12 protein-coding genes are annotated in these 12,662 nt (G+C 64.2%); 4 read left to right on the forward strand and 8 right to left on the reverse strand.

Annotation, left to right across the window (positions count from 1 at the left end; translation table 11 throughout):
• Positions 1-9: 9 nt before the first annotated feature.
• From CJ177_RS48000 to CJ177_RS35590, 7 genes are all read right to left on the reverse strand, one after another.
• On the reverse strand, positions 10-705 hold the full coding sequence (locus CJ177_RS48000; RefSeq protein WP_218835163.1) for a hypothetical protein: 696 nt from the start codon (positions 703-705) through the stop codon (positions 10-12).
• Positions 702-1,457, reverse strand: coding sequence for an FAD-binding oxidoreductase (locus CJ177_RS48005; protein WP_218835164.1), 756 nt, complete (start codon positions 1,455-1,457; stop codon positions 702-704). Before CJ177_RS48005 ends, CJ177_RS48000 begins: the two co-directional genes overlap by 4 nt.
• Before the next feature lie 762 nt (positions 1,458-2,219).
• Complete coding sequence (locus tag CJ177_RS35570) at positions 2,220-3,320, reverse strand: hypothetical protein (RefSeq protein ID WP_095869927.1); 1,101 nt, start codon at positions 3,318-3,320, stop codon at positions 2,220-2,222.
• Complete coding sequence (locus CJ177_RS35575; RefSeq protein ID WP_095869928.1) at positions 3,317-4,705, reverse strand: MFS transporter; 1,389 nt, start codon at positions 4,703-4,705, stop codon at positions 3,317-3,319. The genes CJ177_RS35570 and CJ177_RS35575 overlap by 4 nt, the downstream gene beginning before the upstream one ends.
• A gap of 13 nt (positions 4,706-4,718) precedes the next feature.
• Positions 4,719-5,918, reverse strand: a complete 1,200-nt coding sequence (locus tag CJ177_RS35580) for an NAD(P)/FAD-dependent oxidoreductase (protein WP_095869929.1) — start codon at positions 5,916-5,918, stop codon at positions 4,719-4,721.
• 2 nt (positions 5,919-5,920) lie between these two features.
• Entirely contained in the window at positions 5,921-6,124 is a 204-nt protein-coding gene (locus CJ177_RS35585; RefSeq protein WP_095869930.1) for a ferredoxin, read from the reverse strand.
• A gap of 6 nt (positions 6,125-6,130) precedes the next feature.
• Positions 6,131-7,318 carry a cytochrome P450 gene (locus tag CJ177_RS35590; protein ID WP_179443368.1) on the reverse strand — a complete coding sequence of 396 codons (1,188 nt, stop codon included), beginning with the start codon at positions 7,316-7,318 and terminating at the stop codon, positions 6,131-6,133.
• Positions 7,319-7,672: 354 nt separating this feature from the next.
• Between CJ177_RS35590 and CJ177_RS35595 the strand changes: the two genes are divergently transcribed.
• Positions 7,673-8,818: an LLM class flavin-dependent oxidoreductase gene (locus CJ177_RS35595; RefSeq protein ID WP_095869932.1), complete on the forward strand. Its 1,146-nt coding sequence runs from the start codon at positions 7,673-7,675 to the stop codon at positions 8,816-8,818.
• Between the two features lie 18 nt (positions 8,819-8,836).
• Here the strand turns inward: CJ177_RS35595 and CJ177_RS35600 are convergent, their stop codons facing one another.
• Entirely contained in the window at positions 8,837-9,745 is a 909-nt protein-coding gene (locus tag CJ177_RS35600) for a LysR family transcriptional regulator (protein WP_095869933.1), read from the reverse strand.
• Positions 9,746-9,946: 201 nt separating this feature from the next.
• On the opposite strand from CJ177_RS35600, the gene CJ177_RS35605 reads away from it, so the two are divergent.
• From CJ177_RS35605 to CJ177_RS35615, 3 genes are read left to right on the forward strand one after another with little or no spacing between them, the layout of a single operon-like run.
• A complete protein-coding gene (locus CJ177_RS35605) occupies positions 9,947-10,882 on the forward strand; it encodes an ornithine cyclodeaminase family protein (RefSeq protein ID WP_095869934.1) in 936 nt (311 codons plus the stop codon).
• Entirely contained in the window at positions 10,879-11,808 is a 930-nt protein-coding gene (gene dapA, locus CJ177_RS35610; RefSeq protein WP_095869935.1) for a 4-hydroxy-tetrahydrodipicolinate synthase, read from the forward strand. The genes CJ177_RS35605 and dapA overlap by 4 nt, the downstream gene beginning before the upstream one ends.
• On the forward strand, positions 11,808-12,644 hold the full coding sequence (locus tag CJ177_RS35615) for a fumarylacetoacetate hydrolase family protein (RefSeq protein WP_095869936.1): 837 nt from the start codon (positions 11,808-11,810) through the stop codon (positions 12,642-12,644). The genes dapA and CJ177_RS35615 overlap by 1 nt, the downstream gene beginning before the upstream one ends.
• Positions 12,645-12,662: the final 18 nt, after the last annotated feature.

Genomic DNA, 12,662 nt, shown 5'->3' on the forward strand with positions numbered 1-12,662 from the left:
ACGTGCCTTTCAGACGGATTGGCTCATGGTGTTGGCGAGATTCACGCCCTCAGGCGTTTCCCATTCGTTGATGTTCTGGTAGCCCCCGGCACCGGCCAGGTAGTCGACGAAGACGCCCTCCGGATCGCGGTCGGCACGGATCACCTGCAGCCGCTTCCATGCGTCATCGGTCAGGCATTTCACCCTGCGGTGTTGCTGGTCGGAGTCGCCCCAGTACTGACCCTTCGTGTAGGGCTCCAAGTGCTTCATCGCTCCGAGCGACCACTGCCGGTATTTTTCGTCATCCGCTGCGTCGCTGTAGATGATGTACACCCCGACCATCATTTCGGTCATCAACGACATGGCCTGGTCGGGTCCTTCGTGGGGAAGGGTGTACTGGAAGAAGGTATGCCCGGGCTCGTTGCTGGGCCGGTCCATGACCAGCGTCTGTGCGGCCGCAGCGATCTCGTCGTACGGTCCTTCGACCCAGGCCGACTCGACCCGGTAGCGGAAGCCCTTGGGATGGGTGATGTCGACGAACTCGTACTCGGACTTCATCGTCGTGGGTTGAGCATTGTTCATGATCAACGCGTGCTCGCAGTATGGTGCGGTCGCCAGGGGTGCCAGCGCCTGCTCGGCCTCTTCGCGTGTGTCGCAGAAGGCGAGTCCCCACACCGCGAAGACGTAGCCTCCCGCGTGGCCGGGGATTTCGAACTGTGGATTCATCGACACCGCGACCAGGTGGACGCTGGGCGCGATGTCCTTCTGGGCTTCGGAGAGCCACTCGAGAATCTCGGCATACCGCTCCACGGGATAAATCTGCATCGTCCCGGTAAGAGCCTTGGGTAACAGTCGGGTCTGGAGGTGGAACCGGGTGATGACCCCGCAGAACCCGGGCCCCGCTCCGCGGGCCGCCCAGAAGAGGTCCGAGTTTGTTCGGCATCGGCGCGAACAAGGTCGCCGTCGGCCGTCACGACATCGATCGCCAGAACCTGCTCTGACGCCCAGCCCCAGCCCCGATGATTCCACCCCATGCCGCCTTGAAGCAGGAATCCGCCGATACCGACCGTCGGGCACGGCCCGCCGGGGAAGAACCGCCCGAACTGCTCGAGGTAGACGCCCAGCTCGCTGCCGCCCTGGACGGACGGGGTCACGCTGACGATGCCGGTGTTCTCGTCGAGAGAAATTTCCTTGTAGCCGCCGAGGTCGATCAGCAGGGCGTCGTCCCGCACGCCCCACACCGGGAAGCTGTGGCCGCCAGACCTTATGCCGACCTTCCAGCCGCGTTCCCTGGCGAACCGAACGCCCTCAACGATGTCGTTCTCGATTTCGGCCATCAGGACGGCCGGGGGAAAGCGGTCAGGATATCGACTGTGTAACACTCGGCCGACGCGAGCATTCTCGTAGCCCTCATCGTCGCGCTCGAAGAGGGTTCCGGTGAATCGGGTGTTGGCCGTGATGGTCGGGATGTCGATCATGGATGGTATTTCTCCTGTACTGAGGCGTGCGCAACTCGGTCTACCGCCGGCGACATCGCGTGCTGGCAATAGGTTTGAAATTGTCGGTGTCGACGTTTATCGGGTGCCCGTGCCATCCGGCGAGGTCGGTGTCGAATCCCATCTGGGGTTCCGGGGCCGGTGCTTCGCCGTGACCAATGCCCGCTCACGAGATGTCCTTTCACGGACGATGAGCCCGCCATAGTTGGTGCTCGGGGGTCATCGTCTTGACCCTTCCTTCTGATGAGTGCTGGTGTGCCCGCAACATTGTTGTGGCCTGCTCGGAGAGAGCTCGAACTGTGGGCGCGTCCAGTAGCCATGTCCATCGCCGGTAACCGAGCAGGCACGAGATGCGCTCCCAGAATTGTGTTCGGTCGATCCCGAACTGCACCCAGATGTCTTCTGACGATGGTCCGTCGAACGGTAGCCATTCGATGGCGAGTTCGAGGATTAGTTGATCGTCGCAAGGGCGGGCGGCAGCTTTCGAACCTCTACCGGCGCTGCCACCACGTGGGGTTTCGTTGCTCATGCGGATGTTCAATCTGTGAAAGCCGTGTTAGGGATTGACGGCCGTGAAGGGCAGACGCGTACGGTGTTCTGCCCGGGAACGGTTTTGGACACCGTGTGTTCTATGGTGATGCTCCGCGGGCACCGAACCCGCTCGCACGGAGCGGGTTCGGTGCATCCGTCAGACTATGGGGCGCGCCCGATGTGTTGACGGCTGAAGCACGTCGTGTGGGCGGTCTATTGCTGTGTGGCGTACTCGGCGAGGTTGGTCTCGAAGCCTGTTTGTGTTCCGAGGGCCAAGACTTCACCGTTGTCGATGTCTTCTTGCCAGACGAGCGATCCCGTGGAGGTGTGCAGGGGGTGGTCTTGAACGGTGAGGATGCGGGCTCCTTCACCGCTGATGGTGTGTGCGTGCGCCGCCCATCCGGGTGCGGACAGCATCAGGTCGCCTGCGGACCAGTCGAAGCGCTGGCCTTCGACGATGCTGTATCCGTTGCCGGCGAAGTGGTAGTTGATGGCGGAGCTCATGTGCCGGTGGGTTCCGCCGGCGAAGTCGCCACCGATCGCGGTGATGGTGGCGAAGAACGAGGGTGTGGTGCCGTTGAGGCGTCCGGTGGAGGGGTTGTACAGGCAATGCAGTGGCCGACCCGTGTATCCGGTTTTGAGGCCGAGGACGCCGCTGAGGTGTTGGCTGACCTTCGCCCAGGCGAAGAGGAGGGGGGAGTCGGTGATCGGGTCGGGGTCGATGATGTGTTCGTAGGGCAGGAGTTGGCTGCCGTCATCGCCCAACGCGATAGCGGGAGCGAGGTCTTTCGCGCGGCGTCCTGGTGCCGAGACGACATCGTGGTCGTGGGTTTCGACGGTGCTGCCGAAGTCTTCGTAGTAGGCAGAGATGGCTTCCAGCAGTGCCGCGTTGGTGTAGCGCAGATACCTGAAGGCGGTGGTGCCGTTGTTGGCCAGCGCCTCGAGGTTCATCGACGGCTTGGTCCACACGTCTTGCTGGACCACGCGCATGGTGCGGGCCCCGATGCTGACCGTGCCGTTGCCGGCCAGACACATCGACAGGCCGGTGGTGTTGGCGCGTACGGGGACGGTGGATTCCCCGGGCAGGAGGACACCGAGGCTGACCTGTGTGGCGGGGGCGAGGCCGCGGACCCCTTTCGGCGCTTGCGGATGCACGATCAGCATCTCGCGGCGGCCCCGGTCATCGGGTTCGCCGGCTTCGAGTGCGGTGAAGGCGGTTTCGATCTCGGCGGCGCTGATCATCAGCGGGGACCATTGTTCCCGCCGGTATGGGGGTGCCTGGCGACTGTCGAGCAGGTGGGCGTGCGGGCTCATTTCTTCTCCTGGATCGGATCGGTGCTGTCGGGTGTGGTGGGTTCGAGGGATATGCCGGCGGTCTCGGGGGTGAACCGCATGACGAGGGCGCCGAGGAGAGCGGCCGATGCCAGGTAGCCGACGAACAGGTACGAAACGTTGTGTTGCGCGGTCCACTGCTGCAGGTAGGGGGCGGTTCCGCCGAACACGACGGCCGAGAGCGCATAGGGCATGGCGATGCCTGAGGCGCGTACGCCGGTCGGGAACAGTTCGGACAGGACCGCCGGCAGGATCGAGGCGACGAAGGCGAACAGTACGAGCGCGATCGTCATGGCCAGACCGAATTGCCATGCGCCTTGTCGGGCGAGGTGGTCGAGGGGGAAGGCGGTGACGGCGACGCCGAGGCCGTAGATGTAGAAGCTTCGGCGTCGACCGATACGGTCCGACAGGGAACCGAGCAGCGGTAGGACCGAGGCGCTGACGGCGAGCGCGATCACGCCGGCCCACAACGCTGCCGTGGGGTCGAGGTGGGCGACGGAGATTGCCCAGGTGGGTCCGCTCACTGCCCAGGCGTAGAACATGGCGGTGACCGATGCCATGAGCAGGAACACGCGGGTCCCGGAGGCGCGGTAGGTCCACAGATTCGCAAAGACAGATCGTTTCGGGCTGGCGTTCCGGGTGGGGGCCGCGGTGGCGGATGTGAAGGCGTGGGTTTCGTCCATGCCGCGGCGTAGGTAGAGGGTTACCAGGCCGAGGGCGGCGCCGAGGAGAAATGGCAGGCGCCAACCCCAGGTGGCCATCTGGTGCTCGCTGAGAGCGGTGGTCAGGAGGGCGCCCATGATGGTGGCGGCCATGATCGCGAGGAATCCGGATACATAGATCGAGGAGGACCACAGGCCTCGCCGGGCGGGAGGTGCTTCTTCGGCGATGTAGGTGTAGGCGGCGGCGACTTCCCCGGTGTGTGCGAGGCCTTGCAGCAGTCGTGCGACGAGAAGGACTGCGCCGGCGAGAACACCGACGGAGGCGTAGGTCGGTGTGAGACCGATGAGGAGCATCCCGGTCGACGCGCACCCGATCGCTACGAGCAGTGAGTGCTTGCGGCCGAATCGATCGGCCATCCACCCGAAGAGGAGTCCGCCGAAGGGACGGATCGCGAATCCGACGCCGAAGACCACCAGGGTGGACAGCAGTGCGGAGGTGGCGTTCTGGGGGTTGAACAGTGACTTGGCGAAGAAGGGTGCGAATACGGCGTAGCAGGTCCAGTCGAATACTTCGAGTCCGTTGCCGAGTGTGACACCGATCAGGCTGCGCCGTTGCCGCAGTGCACTGGTGGGCGTTTCGGCGGGGCTGCCGGGAAGCGGCGTGCTCGTGCTCGGGTCAGGACGATCGGTGGGCGGTGCGGTCATGGCACGTCCTCGTTCAGTGGTAGATGTGGTCGGCGTGCATCACGGCTGCACGCTGGTCGACCAGTTGTTTGCGGATCTTCGCTAGGGCGCCTTGGGCATTGAAGGCGGTGGCCCCCACCGTGATTCCGTCACGCGAATAGGTGAACACCCGAGCGGAGTGGGAAAGGTGCACTGCGTCGACGTCCACCGCGGTCAGGTTCGGGTCGCCCACGTGCTGGATCCGGGTGCCGTGCTGATCGGACCAGACGAACGGCACCGTCGCCGCGTGGCGTGGTGAGTGCGGATGCCCGATGTTGTGCGCGGCGATCCCGGCGTGCTCGCGGGCGTTGGTCCAGTGCTCCACTCGCATCTCCTCGCCGTAGCGGGGGTTGAACCAGCGGGCGACGTCACCGATGGCGTAGAGGTTCGATGTGCCCTTCACCCGCAGGTCGGGGCCGCACACGAAGCCGTCCCGGATGGGGAGCGAGGAGTCGGCCGCCCAGTCGGTGCAGGGCGTGGTCCCGATCCCCACCACCACTACGTCGCCGACGATGGTGTCCCCGTCGTCGAGGTTCAACTCGACGGCTCGCCGATCTGCGTCATAGGACGCACCGTGCACGGCGGTTCCGCATCGCACGCTCACGCCATGTTGTGCGTGTAGTGCCGCCAGCGCGTGGGAGACCGGTTCCGGCAGCACCCGGGCCGCGATCCGTGGTCCGGCCTCGATGATGGTGACGTCGAGTCCGAGTTCGCGCGCACTGGAGGCGACTTCGGAACCGATGAATCCGCCGCCGATGACGACGACGCGTGGGCGGCGACGCAGGTCGTTGCGCAGTGCAGTCGCCTCGGCGAGGGTTCGGAGATAGTGCACGCCCGGTATCCCGGCGAGCTGGGGGAGGCGGCGGGGTGCGGAGCCGGTGGCGAGGACGGCGCTGTCGTAGCCGATGACGCTCCCGTCGCCGAGGGTGAGTGTCGACGCCGCTGGATCCACGGCGACGGCCTGTGTTCCCCGGAGGTAGTCGATGCCGTGTCCGATGTGGTCGGTCAGGGTCGGCGACGGGAGGTCGGTGTTCGACAGCACCGCCTTCGACAGTGGTGGCTTGTCGTACGGATCTTCGTCTTCACCGTCGACGAGGACGATGCGGCGGTGCGGGTCGTTGTGTCGTAGCGCCGCCGCCGCTCGGATTCCGGCGACGGAGGCGCCGACGATGACGGTGGTGGCTCCGGCGTTCATGGTCAGGACTCGGAGATTCGGATAGCCCGGACGGGGCAGTCGGCTTCGGCTTCACGAAGGCTGTCGTGGTCTGCCTCCGTGGGGTGGCCGGGCTGGGTGAAGGCGATGTTGGTGTCGGGGTCGAGGTCGAAGACGTCGGGCGCGGCGACCAGGCAGTTTCCGTAGCCATTGCAGGCCGCGGTGTCGATGTGGATGTGCGGTGTCATAGTGCTTCAGCTCCTGGGTGCAGCGTCGATGAAAGCCAGGGGGAGTTTTCGTAATCCGAAATGTGTCCCGGCCTCGATGGCCGTGAAGGCGGGGTCGGCCGCCAGCGTGATCGGCGGATACTGGCAGAGGGTTTCGAGAAGGATGCGCAGTTCGGATCGGGCAAGTGCAGATCCGACACATTGATGAATGCCCCACCCGAATGCCAAGTGGCCTCGTGCGGAACGGTCGATGTCGAACGCCGTGGGGTGCTCGAACTGGTGGGGGTCGCGGTTGGCTGCGGCATTGAGAAGCAGTACCCACGAGCCTGCCGGGATGGTGGTATCGCCGACATCGACTGCGCGAGTGGTGCGGCGGGCGAACATCTGTGCAGGTGTACGGAGCCGCAGCATCTCCTCGACGTACCGTGGTGCGACACTGGGGTCGGCGCGAAGCCGCTCCTGCAAGGGCAAATCCGATGCCAGCAGATACAGCAGGGTGCTCACCGAATTCAAGGTTGTCTCGTGGCCGGCGACAGCCAGCGTCAGAAGCACCGAGTGTATTTCTCCGATGTCGATCGGGCGTCCGTCGACTTCAGCATCGAGGAGCCAGGTCAGGTAGTCGTCGGGCCGACGGGCGCGGTGCTCGTCGATGTCGCGGTCGAGGGCATCGACCAGCGCCGCGCGGCCTCGAAGCTGAGACTCGGCCGTCCCGTCCTTCCAAATGTCCTCGGTCAGTTCGCGAAAGCGCGCCACGGTTGCCGGGGAGAAACCGACAATCTTGGTGAGCACGCGCAGCGGAATCGACAGTGCGACCTCAGCTACGGCGTCGCCTCCACCTGACTGGTAGAACGCGGCGACGACCTCGGAGATCATCGAGGTGAGCCACGGCTGCAAATCACGTATCGAGTCGGGAGTCAACGCACGCGTCAGCAACGACCGATAGTGGGTGTGCACCGGGGGGTCGTAGTCGATCGGTATCGACGACATGCCGTCCACCATCGGGATCCGGTGACCAGAGGCAGAGGAGAAGGTCTCGTGGTCACGAAGCGCCTTCTTGACCTCCGAATAGCGACTGATGATCCAGTATCCGCCGTGGAGAGGCGAGTAGGTCGCAGCGCCGGCGGATAACAAGCGCTCGTACGCGTCCCAGAGGGTCGTGTCATTCCAACCCGGACTCAGGTGATCGAATTCGAATCCTCCGGTCGGCGAAGTCATTTGCTCGCCCTCGGCTGTGTTCGTCGTGATGGTTTCCGACACCGGGCAATGCGGTATCCGGTCTCCCGTGCCGATAGTGGACATGGTCCGGTCCTTTCGTGGGCTCGCGACGGCCCCGCCTCGAAATCAGTGCTCCAGGTCACACTAAGAGCGCACCGCTATATAAACAATTACCGAATTGGAGATAAGGGCATAAGTCGCCACTTATTCCGAAGATCGACAAGCGAATAACCGTCTTCTTATGGATTCATCAGAAAGATGATTCTTGCCTTATGTCGCGGGAACGATAGTGTGATTGCGATCACTATCCACCTTTGTGCGGGGAGTTCCGCGCAGCACTCGAAGAGGACCACCATGAAGCCGAGAACCGAAGACCCTTCGCAGCTGAGCCTCGGGCACTTCTTTCCCAGCGGAAAGACCAATTTCCTGTACTCGGACGAAGCTGCTCGGCGAACACCGGCGATGACGAAAGCCAACCTGGTCGAACTCGCCCAGGCGGCCGAACGGGTGGGCTTCGATTCCTTGTTCATCGCCGACAACTGGTCCGGGCACCAACGTGTCGCCGAAGAGTTCGGGCACCAGTCGCCGGCGTATCACGCGCCGTTGCTGGCCATGGCCCTGCTGGCAACGACGGAGCACATCGGCGTCATCTCCACGTTCCACACCACTCACCACAAGCCCGCCCATGTCGCCCGAATGGGCGCCACGCTCGATGCGTTCAGCGACGGGCGGTGGGGCTGGAACGTGGTGACGGGATTCAGTGCCGACGAGGCGGCACTGTTCGGGGAGCCGTTCATCGACCACGACGAGCGTTACGTCATGGCAGCCGAATTCGTCGACATCGTCAAAAGATTGTGGACCGAGCACGAACCCATCGACGTCGACGGCAAGTATTACCGCGTGGCCGGGCGAATCAAAACTCCCCGCCCCGTGCAGGATCCACACCCGTTGTTGGTCAGTGCGGGCGCGTCTCCGGCGGGCGCCGAGTTCGCTGCACGGTTCTGCGATCAGTTGGTGACGTTGGCAAACACCGAGGAGTTGGTGCGTGAGGTCGATCGTCGGCTGGCCGCGCTGACCGAAAAGAGTAAACGAGCGGTGGGCACGTGTCCGTTCTCGATGGCGATCGTGCGCCCGAACGAGGGCGAGGCCGAGGAGGAATATGCGCGTCTGCTGCAGACTCTCAACGTCGAGGCCACCAAGGAGATCGCCGCTGATGTGCTCGGATCGATCGAATCCTCCCGGTCGATGTACGAGAAGATGGGGGAGGACGAAGCCACCCGCGCGTTCGGCGGTGCCGGATCGGTTTTGCAGCTGATCGGAACCCCCGAACAGGTCGCGGAGAAGATCATTTCGCTCAAGCGCACCACGGCGACATCGAATGTGCTGATCAACTTTCCTCTGTGGAGTCCACAGGAGCTGGAGTCGTTCTCACCGGTGTTGCCGTATCTGCGGGAAGCGGGAGTCTGGTCGCCGCCGCAGGAGCGGAACTGGTCGTGGTGACAGTGCGTGACCGCGGCGTCACCGGGATCGGAGAGCGTCGCGGATCTCGTCGACGGCCGCTTGCTGCAGTGGCGAGAAGAACTTGTCCCGCCGCCACAGCAACGCGATACGCTCGGTGAGTTCGAGGCCGGGAACGGCCAACTCCTGTAGTCGGCCCGCGGCGAGGTCGGATTCGACGACGTAGCGCGGGGCGAAAATCGCCCACGCGTTCTCGGCGGCGGCCTGCTTCATCGGTTCGGCATGCCCGAATCTGATGATGAAATTCGGTTCGATGTCGCTGAGCCGGGTGAGCTGTTCCATCAGGTTGCGTTGGTAGATCACCTCCCGCGGCGCGCCGACGAACGGCAGCTCCAATGCCTCGTCGAGGGATAGCGCCCTCGACGGGGCGACGAGGCCCGGCCCGGCGCAGAGGGTGATCGGCTCGGTGCGGATGACGTCGGAGGACATGGTGTCCGGGAGGTGCCGCTGATCCCAGGTCACGACGGCGAAGTCCGCCTCACCGGTTTCCACCGCACGCAACGCTTCGTTGGGTTGCGAGCTGGAAAGGGTGAGGTCCGAACCGGGCCGGCCGCGCTGGAACCGGGACAGAATCGGCGGGAGGAGGTAGCTGCCCACCGCCATGCTCGATGCGATGGACGCGGCGCCGCCTCGCCCCGATCCGAGTTCGTCGACGTCGCGCCTGATCTGGGCCGCCGAGGCCAACATCTCCTTCGCCCATTGGTTGGCGCGTTCGCCCGCTTCTGTCAACAACATTCGGTTACCGCGGCGGACGAACAGCTTTGCGCCGAGCCATGATTCGAGAGCCCTCAACTGTCCCGAGACGGCCGGCTGGGCGACCATCAGCACTTCCGCGGCTCGCGTGACACTTCCCTCTTCGACGACGAGCCGGAACACTTCCAGGCGTTTGAGCGACAGTTGCGCTTCCATGGTCCCTCTATAAGCAATCAATGATGCGTGTATCGATATCTTGATATTTGCTTTATACCACGGAATCTCTATTGTTAGGTGCATCACAGCCTCAGTGGTATGGATCGCCGATCCGTTCCGCGGGAATGAGGACCACACACCCCGTGCGCACCGATTGCACGGGTGTGTCCGCCCTCGAACACACAACTGGCAAGGAACACGATGAACGTACCGTGGATAACGGAACAGCAAGTACGCGAAAGGGTCTCGATCCTCGACGCCATCGAGTCGGTCACCCGATCGATTACCCGTGAAGTCGACGGCACCGCCCGAAACATCCCGAAAACGATGACGACCTGGGAGCCGGCCAGCAGCGCGCACGCTCTCGGTGCCTATGACGAGGGCGCCGGCCTCGTCGCGTTCAAGACCTGGGTCAACACTCCGGCAGGTGCCTCGGCGCTGATGACGCTGTTCGACGCCACTACCGGTACCCCCCGTGCGGTGCTCGAGGCCGGTGCGCTGGGTGGGATGCGTACCGCGGCGGTCTCCGGGCTGGCGACACGCCTGATGAGTGCCCCCGATGCGTCCGAGCTCGCCCTGATCGGCAGCGGACGGCAGGCATTGGGACAAGTTGCTGCGGTATGTGCAGTTCGACCGATCACCCGGGTACGGGTGTGGAGCCGCTCCGAGAACAGCCGGACCGGTTTCGCGGCAACGGTGCGCGAAAACCTCGGCATCGACGCCGTCGCGGCCCCCACACTCGCCGAGGCCGTCGACGGGGCCCCCATCGTCACCCTCATCACCCGAGCGACGGAACCGTTCCTCCCGCGAGGACTGTTGTCCCCGGGAACGCACCTCAATGCCGTCGGCGCGATCTTGCCGAGCAACGCCGAGTTCGATCCCGCGTTGCTGGCCGACGCCGACCTGGCGGTCGTCGACAGTATCGCCAACGCACGTCGATCATCCCGGGAGCTGACCGAGTACTACGGCGAGGACTGGACCCCCGTCAAGACCCTCGGCGACCTTCTCACCGGTGCGGTGGTGCGTCCGCTGCACCCCGTTTTGACGATCTTCAAAGGACTCGGGATGGGTCTGGCCGATCTGGCGGTGGCAGCAACGGTGCTCGAGTCGACCAATCGCGAAGGAGTACTGGCATGAGATTCCGCACCGACACCGCACTGATCACCGGATCGATCGCACCCTTGATCACCCCGTTCACCGATAGCGGGGCGCTCGACACGGCAAGCCTGCGCCGACTGGTCCAGTGGCAAATCGCGGCCGGATCGCACGGATTGTCGATCGGTGGATCAACCGGGGAGCCGGCCGCACAGACCGTCGCCGAGCGGATCGAGGCGATCGAGGTCGTCGCCGACGAGATCAACGACCGCGTTCCCTTCATCCCTGGAACCGGATCGGCCAAGCTGGACGAAACCCTCGAGATCACCGCAGCCGCTCGTGCCGCCGGCGCCGATGCGGCCTTGATCATCACCCCGTACTACGCGCGACCCACCCAAGAGGCGCTGTACCGGTGGTACGCCACCATCGCCGGGGAGTTCCCGGACCTGCCGATCATCATGTACAACGTTCCCTCGAGGACCGCCGTCGAACTGGACCCCTCCACGGTCGCCCGCCTCTACCGGGACTTCGACAACATCGTCGGTATCAAGGAAACAACGAAGGAATTCGAACACTTCTCCCGGGTGATTCACGAAGCCGGAGAGAATATCTCGGTGTGGTCCGGCATCGAACTGCTCTGCCTTCCCCTGCTTGCACTCGGCGGTGTCGGATTCGTCAGCGCCGTCAGCAACATCGCCCCCCACACGGTCGCGCGGATGTACGAACTGTGGACATCCGGTGATCACGACGGTGCCCGCGCACTTCACTACGCGCTGCACCCGCTGGTGGACCTGCTGTTCGTGGAGACCAATCCGGCACCGGCCAAGTGGGTCCTGCACCAGCAGGGACGGATCGCCTCACCGCACGTGCGGTCCCCGCTAATTACGCCCACATCGACGGGCATCGACCGGATCGAGACCCTCCTCGGTCAGGCCTCGACCATCCTCACCGAAGAAAAGGCTTTCTGATGCGATTGGCAACGGTCGAACAGGACGGTGATCCACGGACCGTCGTCCTCGACGCAGACGGCCGACCGCGGGACGTGACCGGGCTCACCGGTGTGGTGACCGCTGACGTCGACATCGACAAATTCGCTGCTCTGACGGATCAGGATCTCCACCGATGCCCGGTGATCGATCTCGACCGGATCACCCGTTGGCTACCGCCGGTCACCGATCCGCGGCGGATCCTCTGCGTCGGTTTCAACTACCACAACCACGCCGTCGAGATGGATAAGGAACCGCCGCAACATCCCACGTTCTTCGTCCGTTTCCCCTCGTCGCTCGTCGGGCACATGGAGCCGGTCGAACGAACGCCGGCGTCCGACAGTTTGGACTGGGAGGGGGAGATCGCGATCGTCATCGGCCGCGGCGGCCGGAACATTCGGGCCCGAGATGCGGCGCACCACGTCTGGGGCTACACCGCCTTCGCCGACAACAGTGTCCGGGAATTCCAACTCCACGGAACGCAGGCCACAGCGGGAAAGAACTTCGACCGATCCGGGTCGGTCGGCCCGTGGCTGGTCACGGCGGACGAGATCGCCGACCCGAACGCCCTGGAAGTACACACCTACCTCGGCGACAACCGGGTACAGGCCGGGGTTCTCGCGGATCTGGTGTTCGATGTTCCCTCGGTCATCGAATATGTCAGCACGTGGACGACGCTGACCCCCGGAGACATCATCGCCACCGGCACGCCGGCCGGGATCGGTTACCGGCAGGATCCGCCCAGATACCTACAGCCCGGGGAAGTGCTGACCATCGACATCCCCGGCGTCACTCGACTCGTCAACCACATCCGCTGACGTAGCGAGGAGGAAGAA

The organism is Rhodococcus sp. ACPA1, from assembly GCF_002300195.1.
Taxonomy (GTDB): Bacteria; Actinomycetota; Actinomycetes; order Mycobacteriales; family Mycobacteriaceae; genus Rhodococcus_F; species Rhodococcus_F opacus.

Excerpts from the sequence above, each read along its gene's own strand:
- CJ177_RS48000 (WP_218835163.1), bottom strand. The coding sequence starts at position 705 with ATGAATCCACAGTTCGAAATCCCCGGCCACGCGGGAGGCTACGTCTTC.
- CJ177_RS35585 (WP_095869930.1), bottom strand. The coding sequence starts at position 6,124 with ATGACACCGCACATCCACATCGACACCGCGGCCTGCAATGGCTACGGA.
- dapA (WP_095869935.1), top strand. The coding sequence starts at position 10,879 with ATGAGATTCCGCACCGACACCGCACTGATCACCGGATCGATCGCACCC.
- CJ177_RS35595 (WP_095869932.1), top strand. The coding sequence starts at position 7,673 with ATGAAGCCGAGAACCGAAGACCCTTCGCAGCTGAGCCTCGGGCACTTC.
- CJ177_RS35575 (WP_095869928.1), bottom strand. The coding sequence starts at position 4,705 with ATGACCGCACCGCCCACCGATCGTCCTGACCCGAGCACGAGCACGCCG.
- CJ177_RS35615 (WP_095869936.1), top strand. The coding sequence starts at position 11,808 with ATGCGATTGGCAACGGTCGAACAGGACGGTGATCCACGGACCGTCGTC.
- CJ177_RS35600 (WP_095869933.1), bottom strand. The coding sequence starts at position 9,745 with ATGGAAGCGCAACTGTCGCTCAAACGCCTGGAAGTGTTCCGGCTCGTC.
- CJ177_RS35590 (WP_179443368.1), bottom strand. The coding sequence starts at position 7,318 with ATGACTTCGCCGACCGGAGGATTCGAATTCGATCACCTGAGTCCGGGT.
- CJ177_RS35605 (WP_095869934.1), top strand. The coding sequence starts at position 9,947 with ATGAACGTACCGTGGATAACGGAACAGCAAGTACGCGAAAGGGTCTCG.
- CJ177_RS35580 (WP_095869929.1), bottom strand. The coding sequence starts at position 5,918 with ATGAACGCCGGAGCCACCACCGTCATCGTCGGCGCCTCCGTCGCCGGA.
- CJ177_RS48005 (WP_218835164.1), bottom strand. The coding sequence starts at position 1,457 with ATGATCGACATCCCGACCATCACGGCCAACACCCGATTCACCGGAACC.
- CJ177_RS35570 (WP_095869927.1), bottom strand. The coding sequence starts at position 3,320 with ATGAGCCCGCACGCCCACCTGCTCGACAGTCGCCAGGCACCCCCATAC.